A 17,678-nucleotide genomic window follows, 5' to 3' on the forward strand; every position below is an offset into this window, starting at 1 on the left:
AAGCGTCTGAATGCGGTCTGCAAGCTGGTTGCAGCATCGGCGGCGGCATCATGAGCGCGGCATCCCCAGCATCCGTTCCGCGACGATGTTGCGCTGGATCTCGTTGGTGCCTGCGTAGATCGGCCCGGCCTGCGCGAACAGGAAACCATCGAGCCAGGTGCCGAGCGCAGCGTGTTGTTCCTGCGTTTGCGGCACGACCTCGGCGTGCGCGCCGAGAATATCGAGCGCGGTCTGGTGCATGCGCAGATCGAGTTCGGACCAGAACACCTTGTTGGTACTCGACTCCGCACCGATGTGGCCGCCCTTCTGCAAACGGCTCGCGGTGGCGTAGGTGGAAAGCGCATAGGCCTGCGCATCCATCCACGCACTGATCACCCGGTCGCGCAAGGTCGGATCGCGGTCGGCCTCCGTGCGGTGCGCCAGATAGAGCGCGCGCAACGCTTCGGCGGTGCGTTGAAAACGTGCGGGCGAACGCAGCATCAGGCCGCGTTCGAACCCGGCGGTCGCCATGGCGACCTGCCAGCCCATGCCTTCACCGGCGAGACGGTTCTCGACCGGCACACGCACGTCGTCGAAGAAAATTTCCGCGAAGCCGGTGTGGCCGTTCAACTGACGGATCGGCCTCACGGTGATGCCGGGGGTCGAGAGCGGCACCATCAGGAACGTCAGCCCGTGGTGCCGGGTGGATTGCGGATCGCTGCGAAACAGGCCGAACAACCAGTCAGCCCATACCGCGCGGGTCGACCAGATCTTCTGGCCGTTCAGGATGTATTCGCCGCCTGCGCCGCCGTCCGTGCGAATAGCGCTCGCACGGATCGCCGCCATGTCGGAGCCCGCGTTGGGCTCGGACCAGCCTTGCGCCCACACGTGTTCGCCCGCCGCCATCGCCGGCAGAAAGCGGGCCTTCTGCTCATCCGTGCCAAAGTCCATCAAGGTCGGACCGAGCAGGAAGATGCCGTTCTGATTCACGCGCATCGGTGCATCGGCTCGCCAGTACTCTTCTTCGAAGATCAGCCACTCGATCAGATCGCAGCCGCGCCCGCCCAGTTCGCGCGGCCACGTCACCATGCTCCAGCGGCCCGAGTGCAGCGTGCGTTCCCATTCCCGGTGTGCGGCAAAACCCGCTTCGGTGTCGAAGCTCGGCAGCGGTTCGCGCGGCACGTGAACCGCGAGCCAGCTGCGAATCTCGGCACGAAACGCGCGTTGTGCCGGCGTGTAGTCGAGCTTCATGCGCGTGCTCCGGCTTTGCGTTCGGCCTCATTGCCGCCCGCGAATTGCGCATCGCGCTTTTCGACGAAGGCCGAGCGGGCTTCCGCCGAATCGTTCGTCATATACGCCTGGAGAGTGAAGCCCTGCTCCCAGCGGTATTTGTCTTCAAGGTTGCCGTCCTCGACACCGTTCAGCGCTTCTTTCGCCAGTTGCAGCATCGCGGGGCTCTTCGCCGCGATCTTGCGGGCGATCTCGAACGCCGCGTCCCGCAGCTGTTCGCGCGGCACGACGCGCTCGACGGCGCCGAGCCGGTAGGCTTCAGCGGCGTCGACCATGTCGCCGGTGAAATACATGGCGCGCACTTTCTGCACGCCGAACATGCGCTGCAAATGCGCACCACCGCCCATTGCGCCCCGGTCGATCTCGGGCACGCCGAAGCGCGCACACTCGGACGCGACAATCACATCCGCCGCGCCGCAAATCCCGATGCCGCCACCCAGCACGAAACCATGCACCGCGACGATCACCGGCTTGGGATTGCGGTGCACCGCACGAAAAGTCGCGTAATTGCCGGCGTTGACCGCGACGATCCGTTCGGGATGCGCCGCCAGCTCCTTGATATCGACGCCCGCGCAAAAGCCGCGGCCTGCCCCGCGCAGCACGATGACGTGCACGCTGTCGTCGCGGCCGAGTGCGTCGATGGCGTCGGCCAGCGCTTGCCAGCCGCGTGCGTCGAGCGCGTTGACCGGCGGCTGGTCGATCACCAGTTCGCCGATGCCGCCTGCGCGTTCGATGCTGAACGGCAATGAGCGGACGCTATTGATGATGGGTTCTGTCATGTCTCCGTCCCTGGTGAATAAGGTGGGTTCGTTTTATTGGAAGGCCGCCAGCGCATCGAGCCGCGCCACGGCTTCATCGACGATGCGCGCGATCAAGGTCTCGCAAGGCTCGATCGCACCAATCACCGAGGCAACCTGGCCGCTCGGCAATACGCCCTCGTCCGGCTTACCGTCGACGATCGCGCGCTGGATCAGAAACGGTGCGTTCGCCGCCATCAACGTCTGACTCGCGGTGTAGCTGTGATCGCGTAGTGCCTTCAGGCCGAGCGCGGCCATCTGGCTCAGGCTCATGCCGCTCTGGCGACGCCACGCTTCAGCCGTGCGGAGCGCGAATAGCGTGCGGCGCAATGGGCCAAATGCTTCGAGACGCAGCAGATACGGGTTGTCGATCATTCGCTGCGGGAGACCGTCCAGCGCCGCGGACACACGGATTTGCGAAGGATCGGCCACGGCAACGTAGCGATCGAGCGTCGCGCGCGGCACGGGCGACTCGGCTGCCATCAGAAAGCGCGTACCCATGGCGATGCCTGCGGCGCCGTAGCCGAGCGCCGCCGCGAGACCGCGCCCGTCGAAGAAGCCGCCTGCTGCAATCACCGGCACGTTCACTGCGTCGAGCACTTCGGGCAACAGCAGCGTGGTCGGCATCGAACCGGTATGGCCTCCGCCTTCGGCGCCTTGCACGGTGACCGCATCGGCGCCCAGTTGGACTGCTTTGACCGCGTGCTTCGGTGCGCCCACGGTGGGAATGCACATCACCCCGGCGTCCTTGAAGCGGCGAATCGTCTTCGCGTCCGGTCCGCGGCCGTAGCTGACCGCGCGCAACCGGTGCCTGATCGCCAGATCGACCACCTGCGCCGCGTTCGGCTGGAACATATGGAAGTTGATGCCGAAGGGCTTGTCCGTCAGTTCCTTTACGCGCAGGATCTCCGCTTCCACGCGCCCGGCTTCGAGCGTCGCTCCAGCCAGAAAACCGAAGCCGCCCGCATTGCAGGTCGCGGCGACGAGCTTTGCGTCGGCGACCCACCCCATCGCCGTCTGCACGATCGGATAGCGGCAGCCGAGCAGATCGCACAAGGGTGTATGCAAGGTGGCGCTCATACAGACTTTCCTTCGGCAGACGTGTATGCAACCGGATTGCCTGCCGCCGAGGCCGGGGGATTCGTGCGTTGCGATTCGGCCATCCTGCGCGCGTCGTACCCACCCAGCTTGTCGCCGCTCACCAGTTCGTTGTGTGCATGGGCGAAGTGGTGCCATGCGAACGCCGCATCCATCGCAGCGCGCTTGCCTTGCAATTCTTCGACGTGATTCACGGCCTGCTTGGTCAGCGTCAATCCGAGGCGCGGCATGCGTGCGATCTTCGCGGCAATTTCCGTCGTGGTGTCCTGCAAGCGCTCGCGCGGCACGACCCGATTGACCATGCCCATCTGATACGCGCGCGCCGCATCCATCCGCTCGCCGAGAAACAGAAACTCCTTGGCGATGCGCGGATTCAGTTCATACGCATGCGCGAAATACTCGACGCCCGGAATGCCCATGCGGACCACCGGATCGGAAAAGAACGCGTCGTCCGAAGCGACAATCAGGTCGCACACCCACGCCAGCATCAGGCCGCCCGCCACGCACGCGCCCTGCACCATCGCGATGGTCGGCTTGGGCAGATCGCGCCAGCGGCGGCACATGCCGAGATAGACTTCCTGTTCGCGGGCGTACAGAAACTCGCCACCTTCCTTGCCGACATGGTCGTACCAAAGCGACGTGCGCTCGAACGACTGATCGATGTCACGACCCGGCGTGCCGATGTCGTGCCCGGCGGAGAAATGCTTGCCCGCACCGGCGAGGACGATGACTTTCACCGCATCGTCGTTCGACGCGCGCCTGAAGGCCGCATCAAGCGCGTACGTCATCTTCGAGTTCTGCGCGTTGTGATACTCGGGGCGGTTCATCGTGATCGTGGCGATACCCTCGCTCACGCGATACTCGACGACGTTCTCGCCCGCCTGCCCATCCACCGCAGCTTGATTGACTTGCATGGTGTCCCTCACACGCGGCGCGGCGCGGGGTTATTGCGCACGACGCTCGCACGCAGGTTGTGCGGATCGAGCGCGCGCATGATGCGCAGATCGTCGGCGCCCGGCGGCGGCGTCACGTGCATGTCGGGATGCGCGCGCAACTCGAAACCGGTCGCGTCCTGCACTTCGTCGAAGCTCACGCCAGGATGCAGCGAGCGCACCTGGACCGCGTGATTCGCACCGCCGAAGTCCATCACACACAGATCGGTAATCACACTGCGCAGATCGGTGAACGCGCGCATGCCAGGAATTTCGCGCGCCGGGTTGTAGCCCACGCTGCACACCATGTCGACTTCACCGGCAACGAACGTACGCTTGCCGTGGCCGGAAACAAAAAAAGAGTTCGCGTGATTGATGCTGTTGCCCGGGAAACCGCGCGCGCCGAGCAATTGCGTTTTCGGACGGGCGTAGTCGTCACCGAGCCAGGAGATGTTGGCCTGGCCGAAACGGTCAATCTGCGTGGGCATCACCAATGCGTGACGCTTGCCGTGCCACACGCAATCGAACACGCGCTCATAGGTCATCAAACCCGACGCCTGCACGCGATAACCGGCTTCACGCGGCCCGAGCGGCACGGGGTTTTCGACCAGATACGCTTCGCCGTCGGTCAGCATCAGACCCGGGTTATAGGCAAGGCGCGCAAGCCCCGCCGCGAGGCGCGGCCCCGTGCCGATGCCGGTTGCCAGCACTTCGCCGTCATCACGCCAGACGCGCGCCGCCGCGGCAATCATCAATTCGGCGAGGGAAAAATCGAGAGAGTCGCTCATCTGCGCTCCATTACAGAATCGGCAACGGCAACGCCGCTACATGGGACCGGCCGCCTGCGCGTTGCAGATAGCCCGGTTCGTCGGCGCCTACTACGTCATTCAGGTAAGCGATGGTTTGCTGCGGATCCTCCGCGCTCGCGCAATACGTCTTCAGATGCGGCAAATCCCAGCCGTAAGCCGGCGCGCACGAAGTGGGATGCGCGCCGCACGGTGCGTGCACCACGCCGCTCACGAGCGATCGTTCGAAGGTATTGCGGCGCGCGAGATCGAGGTCGTCGCTCGCCAGCGTTTCGGCCAGCGTCTCGCTGCTGACGAAGCACTTCTTCGCAGCGCGGGCGAACCACGCGTCGAAGAACGGGTCCGGACCGTCGATGCGCGTGTTGCCCATCCGGTCGGCCGCGTTCACGTGCAGCAGCGCGGCGTCGAGTTCAAGCGCGGGCATTGCCAGCAGGGTCTCGCCGCCATAGGGCGATTGCACAGTGCGCAGATGCGGCGCGTGTTTCAGCAGATCGGTGCCGAGACCCACGCGCGTCGGCAAAAACGGCAGACGCGCCGCCGCCGCGCGCAGGCCGAGTTGCAGCAGACCTTCGTCGAGTTCCCACACGTCGAGCGCGCCCTGTTCACGGGCCCGGCGAAAATGCGGTTCGAGTGGAATCACGTCGAGCGACACGAAACCGAACACCAGCTTGCGGACCTTGCCGGCCGCGCACAGCAGTCCTATGTCAGGGCCGCCATACGCGACCACGGTGAGGTCCTTCAGATTCGAGCGGACGATCTCGCGCACGAGCGCCATCGGCTTGCGGCGCGGGCCCCAGCCGCCGATGCCGAGCGTCATGCCGTCGGCGAGTTGCGCGACGGCATCGCGCGCGCTGAGTTCTTTATCGAGTGATTTCATGCGTTATTCCTGCGGGTTTGCTGCGGGTTTCTGACCAGGGTCTAGCGGAATCCAACGCTGAAGTCGTGACCCCACAGGCTCACGCGTGTCGCCTCGTAGACGTTGTGCTGTGCCCAGTCAACCGTCAGGCCGCCGTAGCCGTACTCCAGATCGAAGCCGCCCGGTGTTTTCATGTAGAACGAGATCATGTGGTCGTTGCAATGACGGCCGAGCGTGGCGGAGAGCTTCACGCCTTGCGCCGCAACCCGGTCGAGCGCGCGGCCTACTTCGTCCATCGAGTCCACTTCGGCCATCACGTGGATGCAGCCGGACGGCACTGCGAGGTCCATGATCGCGAGGCTGTGATGACGCGCGTTTTTGCAGTGCAGAAAATGGATGCGTTTCTCGGGCTCGGCGGGGTCGTCGGTGAAACGCACGCGGAAGATGTCGGAGAGTTCGAAGCCGAGCACGTCGCGCAGGAATGCATCGGTTGCATCGAATTGCGGCGCCGGCAGGACGGCGTGCCCCAGACCCATCGCGCCGGTGACGAAACCGGCTACGCCCAGCGGCGACACCAGGCGCCGGAAATCCGCGCGCACGCCCCAGAAGAACTCGTGGCGGTTGCCGGAGGGATCGGTGCACCACACCATCGCCTGCACGCGGCGCAGCGCGGTCTCCTGCGCGCTGGCGCGGATCGGTTCCACGCCGGCCGCTTCGAGCGTGCGGATGGCGTCGTCGAATGCGGCCGCGTCGGCCAGCTCCCAACCCGATGCGAAGTAGCGATCAGCGTCGCCGGGCACGATCAGGTAGCGGAAATCGCGCTCATCCATCTTTACGTACAGCGCGCCGTCCGTTGCGTCTTGCGCCTGCATGCCCAGCACGTTTTCCGCGTAGCCGCGCCATGCGTCGACATTCGCCGACTGCACGACGACGTAGCCTAAAGCCCGTACATCGATCATCTCCGACTCCTCCAGAACCTGTTGTTGTCAGGCTTATTCTGGCGGTCGCCGGGGTGGCTAACATCGTCTGTTGGGACTAGCTTGCAGCGGTGTTTTCAGCGGCTTTTTCGTGGTTTTCGACAGCGTCTTTCACACCGCCTCCGACCGCTTCGCGCAAGCGGTATTTGAGCACCTTGCCGGCCGCGCTGACAGGCAGTTGTTCGACCAGCGTGAGATGCCGCGGCACCTTGTAGTTCGCCATATTCCTGCGGGCCCAGTCGATCAGCTCTTCAGGACTCGCGTGCTCGCCCGAACGCAGCACGACATACGCATGTCCCACTTCGCCGAGCCGCGCGTCGGGCATGCCGACCAGCGCCACCTGGGCCACCGCCGGATGCGCGCTGAACAGCCGCTCGATCTCCGCCGGATAGCAGTTGAAACCACCGACGATGAACATATCCTTGATGCGATCGGTGATGCGCAGATAGCCGCGTTCGTCGAGCGTGCCGAGGTCGCCGGTGTGCAGCCAGCCTTCACGGTCGACCGCTTCAGAACTGGCGTCCGGCTGGCAGAAATAGCCCTGCATCACGTTGTAGCCGCGAATCAGCACTTCCCCTGTTTCGCCGGCAGGCAACGCACCACCGCTGCTGTCGGCGATACGAATCTCCACGCCGGGCATGGCACGGCCCGACGTCTGGGCAACGGTCTGGGCGTCGTCGCCGCTGCGGCACAGCGCGGCGAAACCACATGATTCGGTGAGTCCATAGCCGGTCAACACGGTTTCGAAACCCAGTTGCGCGCGCATCCTTTCGATCAGACTCGGCGCGATCGCGGCCGCGCCGGTCACCGCGACCCTCAATGACGACAGATCGCGCGTGGCCAGGTCCGGCATGTCGAGTAACGCGTGATAGAGCGTCGGCGGCCCCGGCAATACGGACACGCGATCACGCACGATGCGCTCAAGCACGCGCTCCGGGTTGAACACCAGATGCGGCAACACGGTCGCGCCGCTTGCCAACGCTGCAAGCCAGCCGGCCTTGTAGCCGAATGCGTGGAAGAAGGGATTAACGATCAGATAGCGATCACTTTCGCGCAGCGTCGCGATGTGCGCCCAATCGTGAATGGCGTGCAGGTTTTGGCCATGCGTGGTCATCACCCCCTTCGGCCGGCCCGTCGTGCCGGACGTGAACATGATGTCCATCAGCGTGTCGGGGCGCACCGCCGCTTCGCGCGCGCGGAACGCTTCCATCGAAGTGCCCGCGGCGCGCATCAGAAACGCGTCCCATATCTCGTCACGCCCGTCCTTGAAGTCCGCTGCCGGACCGTCGAACACGACGACCCGTTCAAGCGTGGCCGGACGATGCGCCGCCAGCATGGCCGGATACGAATCGCCGAGGAAGGTGCCACAGCAAAACAGCAGCCGCGCGCTGCTGTCCTCGAGAATCGCCGCGGCTTCCAGGCCCTTCATACGGGTATTGATCGGCACCAGCACCGCGCCGGCGCTGTGAATCGCGAGCGCCGCCACGATCCATTCAGCGACGTTCGGCGCCCAGATCGCGACACGCTCGCCCGGCTGGATGCCGCAGCTCATCAGCGCGCGCGCTGCTTCGATCCGCGCCGCGTCCAGTTGCGCATAGCTCAGGTTGCCCTGGGCCGTTTCGATCGCGGTGCGCGTGCCGAAGCGCGCGGCGCCGCGCGCGATCAGCGCGGGCGTCGTCAGGATGGAGTTGAGCGTCATGTGAATTCGATGGATAGGGTTCGCGGCACGCGCAACACGCAAGAGCCGCGTGTGCAAACCGCGAACCTAGTCGGGAAAAACCACGCGCAGCGTCGCGCTGGCGGGTGTCGCACTACAGGCAAGCGTCCAGCCGTCGGCCAGATCGGCCGCATCGAGCACGTGGTTGGCGTTCAGGGTCACGCTGCCGGATTCGACCCGGCACATGCAGGCGCCGCACAACCCGCTGCGGCACGAGTTGGGGGCCGGCACGTCGGCGCGCAGCATGGCGTCGAGCAAGGTTTCACCGGTCTCGCAGATAACGGCGAAGGTGGCGCCGTCGAGTACGGTTTCAATTGCGGCGTTGGTGGCGGATGCCGTATGGGACGGTGCAGGTGCCGAGGGCGCATCGGGCAGTTCCGGCGCTGCATAGCTAGTGGGGGCGCCGGGTACACCGAGCACGCCGGTCGCACCCGTCGCCCCACCGATTCCAGATACACCTGTCGCACCAGACCCACCAGGCTCGACCGGCAAATCCGGCAGCGAAGCAAACCGCTCCACATGCACCTTCGCTCGCGGCAGGCCCAGCGCCAGCATCGCGGCCAGCGCGTTCTCCATAAACAGCGCCGGCCCGCAGATGAAGCATTCCTGCGTGCTCCACGGCCGCGCCAGTTCTTCCAGATGACGCTGCTGAGGAATGCCCTGCACGCTATCGAGCCAATGAATCACGCGCAACCGTCCCGCGTGCCGCTGCCCGAGTTGCCGCAGCTCTTCGCTGAAAATCACCGACTGTGCGTCCCGATTCGCGTAGATCAGGGTCAGCATGCCGCGCCCGTTCACCAGCGCGGACTTGAGAATCGACAGCACCGGCGTGATCCCACTGCCGCCCGCGAACAGAAGCAGGTCGCCGTCGAGCGAACGCGGCGTGAACACGCCCGCAGGCGCCATTACGTCGAGTTCGTCGCCGGGTTGAATGCTGTCGCACATCCAGTTCGACACGCGCCCATCGCGCACCCGCTTGACGGTGATTTTCGGCGCGCGGTCGATGCCGGGCGCGCTCGAGAGCGAATAACAGCGCTGCACGGTGGCATCCGCGCACGGCACCTTGAGCGTGAGAAACTGCCCCGGACGATAGCTGAAGGCATCGTGCAGCGCCTGCGGCAGATCGAACACGAAAGAGCGCGCGTCGGCGCTCTCCGCGATCACGTCCGCCACTTTGAGCCGGTGAAAACGCGAATCGGCCATGACGTCGGAACTCAGGCAATGCCCATGATCAGCTGCGCGTTGTCGATCCGATACTCGCTGCCGTTGATGAAACGCGATTCATCCGATGCGAGGAACAGCACCAGATTCGCGATGTCTTCCGGCAAACACATGCGAGCGTGCGGATCGATCGACTGCGTGAGCGCGTCGCGCGTCTCGTCGGCGGCGCCGAAGAACGGCGCGGTCATCGGCGTGAGAATGCCGTCCGGGTGAATCGTGTTGCAACGGATCTTGTAGCCCTGTTGCTTGCAGTGCGAGGCAATCGCGCGCGTCATGGCCGTCACCGCGCCCTTGCTGGCCGAGTAGGCGCAGAACATGCCGAGTCCACCCAACGCCGCCACCGAAGACATATTGACGATCGAGCCGCCCGTCTCCTTCATCGCCTTCACCGCCGCGCGGCAACCGAGAAAATAGCCTTCGGCATTGATGCGCAGCACGCGTTGCCATTGTTCGAGTGTGGTGTCCTCAATGCTGCCGAGCAGCAGCACCGCGGCGTTGTTGACCAGCACGTCCGGCGTGCCGAAAGTCGTTTGCGCGGCGCCGAACACGTCGTTCCAGCCTGTTTCGGAGGTAATGTCGTGACGCACGAACAAGGCTGCGTCGCCGATCTGCGCAGCCACTTCGCGGCCGGCTTCTTCGTTGACGTCGGTGAGCACGACGCGCGCGCCTTCACGGGCGAACAGCAATGCGTCCTGTTTGCCGACGCCGCTCGCGGCGCCCGTTACGACGGCGATCTTGCCTTTGAGTCTGTCTCCCATCTTCGTTCTCTCTTTTCAGTGTCAGTCAGTTTCAGTCAGGGAATGGGCGGTGTTCGCGAGAACCCCGCCCGCTGCGGCCCGGCCTGCCTGGCGGCCGGACCAGATACAGTCCGCGAGCGAAAGGCCGCTCACATAATGATTCGATGCAAGGCCGCACGCGGCCCGGCCGGCGGCAAACAGGCCTTCGATCGGTGCGCCTTGCGCGGACAGCACGGCATTGGTCGTCTCATCGACCCGCAAACCGCCCAGCGTGATCGACGGACAGGGGAAAACGCGGCTGTTCGATGAAATATCGATCGCGTAGTACGGTCCGTGCATGAGCGGCTGCAACATCGCGGCGGATTTGCCGAACGCAAGGTCGATGCCGTTGAGCGCGCCCAGGTTATACGCCTTGATGGTTCGCTCGAGCACCGCCGGATCACTGCCGATGCGTGCGGCCAGATCGGCCAGCGAGCGGGCGCGCTTGCGGCCTGCCAGCATCAACAGCATCGCGGGCACGCTTTGAAACGCCCACAACTTGCCGCGCAGGCACTCCTTGAGCGCGAGATTCACGAGCCGCGCATCGAGAATCAGCCATGCGTGCCCGTCGCGGGTTTCGCACATCGCGTGGCCGAGCGCCGCGCCATAGACTTCCTCGTTACAGAAGCGCTCGCCGTTGCGATCCACGACGCAACCTTGCGCCCACGCATACGGCGGATTGATGAAGCGCCACGCGGACACGCGTTCGAGCCGCTGTGCGACGCCTCCAGCAGACAGGCCGAGCCGGATGCCGGAGCCGTCGCAACCGGTGGTGCCAAGACGCCAGTTCGGCAGATAACGCGGCGCGTAATGCGCCACCATCGACCGGTTGAAGATGAAGCCGCCGGTGCTCAACACCACCGCATCGGCCTTGATCGTGATGAGCCGGCCCTCGCGCTGCTCCACGCGATGGAGCGCGGCGCGCAGCCGGTCGGCCCACGCCGGCATGCCGTTATGCAGGCGCTCCGCCCAGCGCGCGAGGCGCTGATGGGCGCGCTGGGGCCGGCCCGGCATCACTTGCCAGACTTGAGCGCCGATCACACGCCCGCTGCGATCGGTGACCAACCGGCGCACGCTTGCATGGCGCATTGTGTCGACGAGCGGCTGTGCATCCACTGCGCGCCGCAACGTGTCATACAGCACGCGCCCCGACATGCCGTCGCCGACCACCCGATGTCCTCGCGGCGCCGGCGCATGGTCGCGCACGGCATCACCTACCGCTTCATTGCCCGAGTAGTACAGGTAATAGCGATTCTGCGGATACGACGTCTTGCGCGGGGGGACCGACGCGGCAAAGCGCACGCCAAGGCGTTCGAGCCACCGCAGCATGTCGACGCTGCCCGCGCAAAAGCGTTTGAGCGTCGCCGCGGATACGGCATCGCCCACTTCCTGCTGCAAGTACGCGAACATCGCCTCGGGCGTGTCGCTGTACCCCGCTTCGGTTTGATAACGCGTGCCACCGCCCGCGTAGACCACGCCACCGCTTTTCGCGCTCGCGCCGCCGCCCTCGAAACGCTCGACGATCCGCACGGTCACGCCTGCCGCTGCTGCTTCGAGCGCAGCACACGCGCCAGCCGCACCGAAACCCGCGACCAGCACATCGCACACATCGTCCCAACGCACGCACGCGGGATCGTCGACGACAAGCGGCGTTTCGACCGGCGTGGCCGATTCCTGCTGGGCGGACGAAGGGCTCTGCATCACGCCGCGCCCGCTCAGACCGCTGCGCAGCGCACGGGCGCCGCGGCAGTCGTATAAATGCCGTCCACATACACCAGCGGATCGACCTCGCCGCTGATCAATACCTGCTCGACACGGCCGATGAAAATCGCATGCGTGCCGTAGTCGAAGCGCCCGTCCTGCGTGCAAATCAGACTCGCCTGCGCATCGTGAAGATACGGCACGCCGTGAGCCGAGTTCTGCCAGTTGCCGGTCGAGAAGCGTTCTTCGCCTTTGAGCCGGCCGCTGCAATCGATCGCAATGTGCTGATGCTGCGCGGAAAGCACGTTCACGCAAAACGCTGCGCCCTTGTCGAGCGGCGGAAAAATCGACGACGTGCGGTTAATGCAGATCAGCAGCGATGGCGGCTCGGTCGAGAGCGAATCGACCGCGGTGGCCGACATCGAATAGCGCCGTTCACCGTCATTGCAGCTGATAACCGCGACCGAACGCGCGAGGCGGCGCATCGCCAGCAGCATATCGCCGCGCAACGGGTGAGAAGTAAGTTCAGTCATGGCGTGACTCCGCGAAGTTCGCTGCTGGCAGCGCGTGCTGTTTCTGAAGTACTGCCTTCGCCGTCGCGCTCATCGTCGCCGTCGGCGAGATGATTCGCGGCGATGTAGCCGAAGGTCATGGCGGGGCCGAGCGTCGAGCCCGCGCCGGGATAGCTCGCCCCCATCATCGAGGCGCTGGTGTTGCCGATCGCATGGAGTCCGGCAATGGGCGTGCCGTCAGCGCGCAATACACGCGCGAGAGCATCGGTGAGGAGGCCGCCTTTGGTGCCGATGTCGCCGGCGTCGATACGGACAGCGTAGAACGGCCCGTTTTCAATGGGCGCCAGGCACGGATTCGGCTTGACGCCCGGGTCGCCGTAGTAGGTGTCGAACGCATTGCCGCCTTTGGCGAATTCTTCGTCGATACCGGTTGCGGCATAGCGGTTCATCTTCGTCACGGTGTCGCGCAAACCCTGTGCATCGGCGCCGATTTGCGCAGCCAGCGCATCGAGCGAATCGGCCTTGTAAAGCAACGAGCGAAACGCTGCCGGGATGCGGGTGTCCGGCATCATCGCGCCAGGCATGATCGGCCCGCACGGATACTTGTGACGGAACTGCGCGTCGAACACCATCCAGGCCGGCACGCACGCACCGGTTTGCGCATGGTCGCGATACATCGCCGGAACGAATTCAGAATACGGCGCGGCCTCGTTGACGAAGCGCTTGCCGAGTCCGTTGACCACCACGCAGCCCGGCAAATTGCGTTCGACGAACAGCGCGCGCTGCTTTTCCTCGTGATCCACATGGACCGTCGGTGCGCCCCACACGTGTTCCATCAATGCAATCTGCGCGCCCAGTTTGAGGCCGACGGCAATCGCATCGCCGGTATTGTTCGGCGGAGTCGCGCTCCACTGTGCTTGCGTGGGACGCGGCAGATAACGCTCGCGCATTGCCTGGTTGCGTTCGAACCCACCGGCCGCGAGAATCACGCCGCGCTTTGCGAGCACCCGCACGTTCTCTCCGCCGCGTTCGACCACAATACCCGTTACACGCCCGTCTGCTTCCAGCAATTCGGTCATCGGCGCGTTGAGCCACAGCGGAATATCGCGGTCGAGCAAGGCGCGGCGCAGGCCGCCCGTCAACGCGTTGCCGAGTGTCAGGCGCCGATCGCGACGCGAGCGGCTGCGCGCCCGTAGATCGAACCAGTAGCGACCGAATTGCTTCAGCGCGAGCCCGATATAACCCGGTGCTTTCGACAGCAGGATGTGCGCTTCTTTCGACGTCACCGCCACGCGTCCACCGATCAGCGTGCCGGGTGAAGGCAGCCGCAAGCGCGCAAATTCTTCGCCAAGCGACGCGCCATCCACCGGCAGCGGATCGAGCGCGCGATAACCCGGCATCGCGCCCGGCAAATCCTGAAAGTAGTCCGCGTACTTCGGCAATGCTTCATACCGCACCGGCGTATTCGCTTCGACATAGCGCAGCATTTCCGGTGCGGTGTCGAGATAGGCGTCGATCCGCTCGGTTGCGGTCACGCCTTTCGTGCAGGCGTCGAGATAGGTTCGTGCGGCCTCGCGCGTGTCCGTGGCGCCCAGTTCGGCGATATGGTGGTTGCACGGAATCCAGATACCGCCGCCCGACACCGCAGAGGTTCCGCCGTATACGTCGCTCTTTTCGAGCACGACGACGGACAGGCCGCGGTCGGCCGCGCGACAGGCGGCCAGCATGCCGCCCGCGCCGGAGCCGACCACCACCACGTCGAACACATGCGTCTGCGTTTGCGGTTCGCTCATGGCGGCATCCATCAGACGAAGAAATCGGTGTTCGGACGCCCGAGCATTACGGCGCCGAGATTCTGGCCGAAGCGGTCGAGATTGTTCGCATAGTGCGCACGCGCCGCATGCAGATCGAGAAAGCGCCGCACCAGCGGATTGCGGTGATAAATGCCGTTGCCGCCCGCGTAACGCAGCAACGCGTTGGCCGCCTGCGCGCAGCGTTCCGCCACTTGCGCGGATTGATAGCGGAAATGCACACGCCGCTCGATCGATACCGCCGGGCCGCCATCGGCCGCCGCGAGCAATTCGGCGAAGTTGCGCTTGAGCAGCACCTTCATTTCGTCGAGCGCGACCGCCGCATTGGCGCACGCGGTTTGCGCGCCGGTGTCGTCGGTGGTTTTCGCGCCGCTGTTGGCGCTCACACGCGTGGCGGCGTAGGACGTGAAGTCATCCAGCGCACCTTGCAAGGCGCCGATGCACGCCGTGCACACCGCGCGCACGAAGATCTGCGCAAACGGCAAATGGAACAGCGGCGCATCGTTGACAGCAAGGCCGGGGCTCGTGCCCATCATGCCGTCGATGGCCTTGTGCGTGCGATAGTCCGGCACGAACGCATCCTTTACCACGATGTCGTGGCTACCGGTCGCGCGCAAGCCCAGCACGTCCCAATCCTGTTCGATCGCATAGTCGCTTTTCGGCAGCAGGAAGGTGCGGTATTCCGGCGGTTCGCCTTCCTTCGCCGGCGGCACCAGCGCGCCGAGAAAAACCCATTCACACAGTTCGCTGCCGCTGGAAAACTTCCAGTGCCCGGACAGCCGGAAGCCGCCCTCAACCGGCGTCACACGTCCCACCGGCATATAGGTCGATGCAATCAGCGTGCTTTGATCCTTGCCCCACACGTCCTGCTGCGCACGTTCATCGAACAGCGCCAACTGCCAGTTGTGCACACCCACCACGCCGTACACCCACGCGGTCGACATACAACCGCGCGCCACCGCCATCTGAATCTCGAAGAAGGTTTGCGGATCGAGTTCGTAGCCGCCATACCGCTTCGGCTGAAGCACCTTGAAAAAACCTGCCGCCTGAAAATCGGCCACGGTTTCAGCGGGAATCCGGCCATTCGCCTCGGCCTGCGCGGCACGCCCGGCGAGTACCGGCGCGAGCGCTTCGGCGCGGGCGATCAGTTCGGCTGCAAGGGCGTTCGAATCATTGTCGCGATGCACGGTTGTCTCCATGATGGCGCGCGAGAGGGGTGTCGCGCTTATTCTGTTGGGTTCATCTTCGAGCTGCGGCTGCGGCGTCGCATCGTCTGAAGGGACTAGCGACGCCTGCCTCGCCCGCGGTTATGCGGCAACCTTATGCAGCGACCTGCGCCTTCTGCTTCTCAGCCTTCAGACGGTTGAAGTACGGAATCACGTGCTCGCCGATGTTGCGGATCGTTTCGAGCTGCGCTTCCTGCGACACCGTACCCATCTGGCAGAGGAACAGCACTTCATCCACGCCCGCTTCCATCAACCGGCCCACATAGCCGATGCAATCGTCGACGGTGCCGTAGGCGTGATTCGGGTTCATCATCGAAAGCGCCGGATCGCTGAAATCGACCACCACCTCTTCCGACGCGAAGCGCGAACGGATCACCATCTCGCCGGTATTGCCCTTCACGAGGTCATCGCCCCAGCTATCCGGGTTCGGACGCTCGCCGCCGGTGTACCAGTAAGCCAGCGACTCCATGAAGTAGCGCTGACCGCGAATGCCGATCTTGCGGGCCTGCTGGCCGTCGTTCAGCACGACGGTCGGGCACAGGGCGGCCAGATGCTGCGTCGGACGGAAGCCGACCTGGTCCTCGGCCTTGCGCGTCGCCCATGCTTCGCGATACAGCGCGTTTTTCTTCGCGACTTCGTCGGGGCCGCCGAAACCGAGCACCAGTGCGCCCAGACCGCGTTGCCCGGCGCGCAGCAGACCGTCGTTGTTGGTGCACGCCATGTACATCGGCGGATGCGGGTCCTGAAACGGCTTCGGGTGAATCGGCCGTTTAGGAATCTTGATGTATTTGCCGTCGTGCTCGATCTCGTCCTGAACGAACATCTTCGGCACGAGGTACATCGATTCGTCGATCATGGGTTGCAGCTCGGCGAGGTCGTAGCCGAATGCACCCGCTTCCTGCTGGCTGCCGCCTTTGCCGACGCCGAAATGCACGCGGCCACCCGAGAGAATGTCGAGCATGGCTACGCGTTCGGCCACCTTGATCGGGTGATTCATTGCGGGCGGCAGGCAGATCACGCCGTGGCCAAGGCCGATGCGGGTCGTGCGGCCGGCCAGATACGCGAGAAAAGTTTCCGGGGCGCTCATATGCGCGTAGTTCGTCAGCGACGTGTGTTCGACGCACCAGACGGTATCGAAACCCATCTGCTCGGCGAGCAGCGCCTGCTCGACGGTCTCCTTGAATACCCGGTGATCGCCTTCCCGCGAAGCGTCCGTGGTCTGGGCTTCGTAAATCAGAGAAAACTTCATTGCGTGCGTCTCCATGAATTTTGGACTGTGCTGAAACGGGCGGTCCGCTCCCGATCCACCGATTCCGGCGATGATCGTGACGGTCCACGGAATGAAGTTTCAGTTCGCGCGTGCCGGCCGGCATCGTCTATTTGGATTAACGGTGTGCGCTTTGGTGTAGAGGCTTTGGCCGAAGGCACGCCCGGGCCGCGTTTCGGCGTGCATTCCCACATGCATTTCCGCGTGCATGTCACCGTGTTTTTGCACTCCGGCTAGTCCGATTGGACCTCGCACGGCGCGCGCCTGCGACGCTACGATCGAACGGCCATACAACGTTGCTCAACGAATGGGAGTGCAATGCAATGAAGGCTTCGATGATGCTGTACCCGGTCGACACGATCGATGCGGCGCTGCCGCTCTTTGTCGACGGGCTAGGTTTGACGGTGAAGTTCCGCGATGGCGAACGCTATTGCGCGCTCGATGGCGGGGCGCTGAGCATCGCGCTGGTGGCGGGTGAGGAACGGATCGTCGAGCGCGCGGCGCTGGTGTTTCGCATCGACGAAAACGATGACCTGTATGCCGCGATGGCGCGTGTCGTAGCAGCGGGTGCGTCAGTACGCGTGCCGGTGCAGCAAGGGCCGCACGAACTGCGCGCGGTGCTGGAGGACAAGAACGGTGCGTTGCTGGTGTTGTCGCAAAAGCGCGTGGTTTGAAGCGTTGGAGGGCGTGCCGCGTTTGATGCAAATGCGGC

At 64.6% G+C, this 17,678-nt stretch carries 16 protein-coding genes; 1 reads left to right on the forward strand and 15 read right to left on the reverse strand.

What is annotated here, in order from left to right:
* Positions 1-48: 48 nt before the first annotated feature.
* The 15 genes from PQQ95_RS23195 to PQQ95_RS23265 all read right to left on the reverse strand — a co-directional run bounded on the left by PQQ95_RS23195 (position 49) and on the right by PQQ95_RS23265 (position 16,948).
* Complete coding sequence (locus tag PQQ95_RS23195; RefSeq protein ID WP_408441135.1) at positions 49-1,230, reverse strand: acyl-CoA dehydrogenase family protein; 1,182 nt, start codon at positions 1,228-1,230, stop codon at positions 49-51.
* Positions 1,227-2,048, reverse strand: coding sequence for an enoyl-CoA hydratase family protein (locus PQQ95_RS23200; RefSeq protein WP_408441137.1), 822 nt, complete (start codon positions 2,046-2,048; stop codon positions 1,227-1,229). Before PQQ95_RS23200 ends, PQQ95_RS23195 begins: the two co-directional genes overlap by 4 nt.
* Before the next feature lie 33 nt (positions 2,049-2,081).
* Positions 2,082-3,146: an NAD(P)H-dependent flavin oxidoreductase gene (locus PQQ95_RS23205; RefSeq protein WP_408441140.1), complete on the reverse strand. Its 1,065-nt coding sequence runs from the start codon at positions 3,144-3,146 to the stop codon at positions 2,082-2,084.
* A complete protein-coding gene (locus tag PQQ95_RS23210) occupies positions 3,143-4,078 on the reverse strand; it encodes an enoyl-CoA hydratase (protein ID WP_408441142.1) in 936 nt (311 codons plus the stop codon). The genes PQQ95_RS23205 and PQQ95_RS23210 overlap by 4 nt, the downstream gene beginning before the upstream one ends.
* An 8-nt stretch (positions 4,079-4,086) precedes the next feature.
* Positions 4,087-4,884: a CoA-transferase subunit beta gene (locus tag PQQ95_RS23215; protein ID WP_408441143.1), complete on the reverse strand. Its 798-nt coding sequence runs from the start codon at positions 4,882-4,884 to the stop codon at positions 4,087-4,089.
* Between the two features lie 10 nt (positions 4,885-4,894).
* Positions 4,895-5,779 carry a CoA transferase subunit A gene (locus PQQ95_RS23220; RefSeq protein ID WP_408441146.1) on the reverse strand — a complete coding sequence of 295 codons (885 nt, stop codon included), beginning with the start codon at positions 5,777-5,779 and terminating at the stop codon, positions 4,895-4,897.
* A gap of 41 nt (positions 5,780-5,820) precedes the next feature.
* Positions 5,821-6,717, reverse strand: a complete 897-nt coding sequence (locus PQQ95_RS23225) for a VOC family protein (protein ID WP_408441149.1) — start codon at positions 6,715-6,717, stop codon at positions 5,821-5,823.
* Positions 6,718-6,793: 76 nt separating this feature from the next.
* The gene (locus tag PQQ95_RS23230; protein WP_408441151.1) at positions 6,794-8,434 is read right to left on the reverse strand and encodes a FadD3 family acyl-CoA ligase; all 1,641 of its coding nucleotides are present in this window, start codon (positions 8,432-8,434) and stop codon (positions 6,794-6,796) included.
* 66 nt (positions 8,435-8,500) lie between these two features.
* Positions 8,501-9,655, reverse strand: a complete 1,155-nt coding sequence (locus tag PQQ95_RS23235; protein ID WP_408441154.1) for a 2Fe-2S iron-sulfur cluster-binding protein — start codon at positions 9,653-9,655, stop codon at positions 8,501-8,503.
* A gap of 11 nt (positions 9,656-9,666) precedes the next feature.
* A complete protein-coding gene (locus PQQ95_RS23240; protein WP_408441157.1) occupies positions 9,667-10,431 on the reverse strand; it encodes a glucose 1-dehydrogenase in 765 nt (254 codons plus the stop codon).
* 21 nt (positions 10,432-10,452) lie between these two features.
* Positions 10,453-12,150, reverse strand: coding sequence for an FAD-binding protein (locus PQQ95_RS23245; protein WP_408441160.1), 1,698 nt, complete (start codon positions 12,148-12,150; stop codon positions 10,453-10,455).
* 14 nt (positions 12,151-12,164) lie between these two features.
* Complete coding sequence (locus tag PQQ95_RS23250) at positions 12,165-12,683, reverse strand: flavin reductase family protein (RefSeq protein WP_408441162.1); 519 nt, start codon at positions 12,681-12,683, stop codon at positions 12,165-12,167.
* Positions 12,680-14,455: an FAD-dependent oxidoreductase gene (locus tag PQQ95_RS23255; RefSeq protein ID WP_408441165.1), complete on the reverse strand. Its 1,776-nt coding sequence runs from the start codon at positions 14,453-14,455 to the stop codon at positions 12,680-12,682. The genes PQQ95_RS23250 and PQQ95_RS23255 overlap by 4 nt, the downstream gene beginning before the upstream one ends.
* Positions 14,456-14,466: 11 nt before the next feature.
* Positions 14,467-15,660, reverse strand: a complete 1,194-nt coding sequence (locus PQQ95_RS23260) for an acyl-CoA dehydrogenase family protein (RefSeq protein WP_408441166.1) — start codon at positions 15,658-15,660, stop codon at positions 14,467-14,469.
* Positions 15,661-15,793: 133 nt separating this feature from the next.
* The gene (locus PQQ95_RS23265) at positions 15,794-16,948 is read right to left on the reverse strand and encodes an LLM class flavin-dependent oxidoreductase (protein ID WP_169485085.1); all 1,155 of its coding nucleotides are present in this window, start codon (positions 16,946-16,948) and stop codon (positions 15,794-15,796) included.
* Between the two features lie 341 nt (positions 16,949-17,289).
* Here PQQ95_RS23265 and PQQ95_RS23270 point away from each other — a divergent pair, with 341 nt between their 5' ends.
* Complete coding sequence (locus tag PQQ95_RS23270; RefSeq protein WP_408441168.1) at positions 17,290-17,640, forward strand: VOC family protein; 351 nt, start codon at positions 17,290-17,292, stop codon at positions 17,638-17,640.
* Positions 17,641-17,678: the final 38 nt, after the last annotated feature.

Source organism: Paraburkholderia caffeinilytica (genome assembly GCF_046030355.1).
Classification (GTDB): domain Bacteria; phylum Pseudomonadota; class Gammaproteobacteria; order Burkholderiales; family Burkholderiaceae; genus Paraburkholderia; species Paraburkholderia caffeinilytica_B.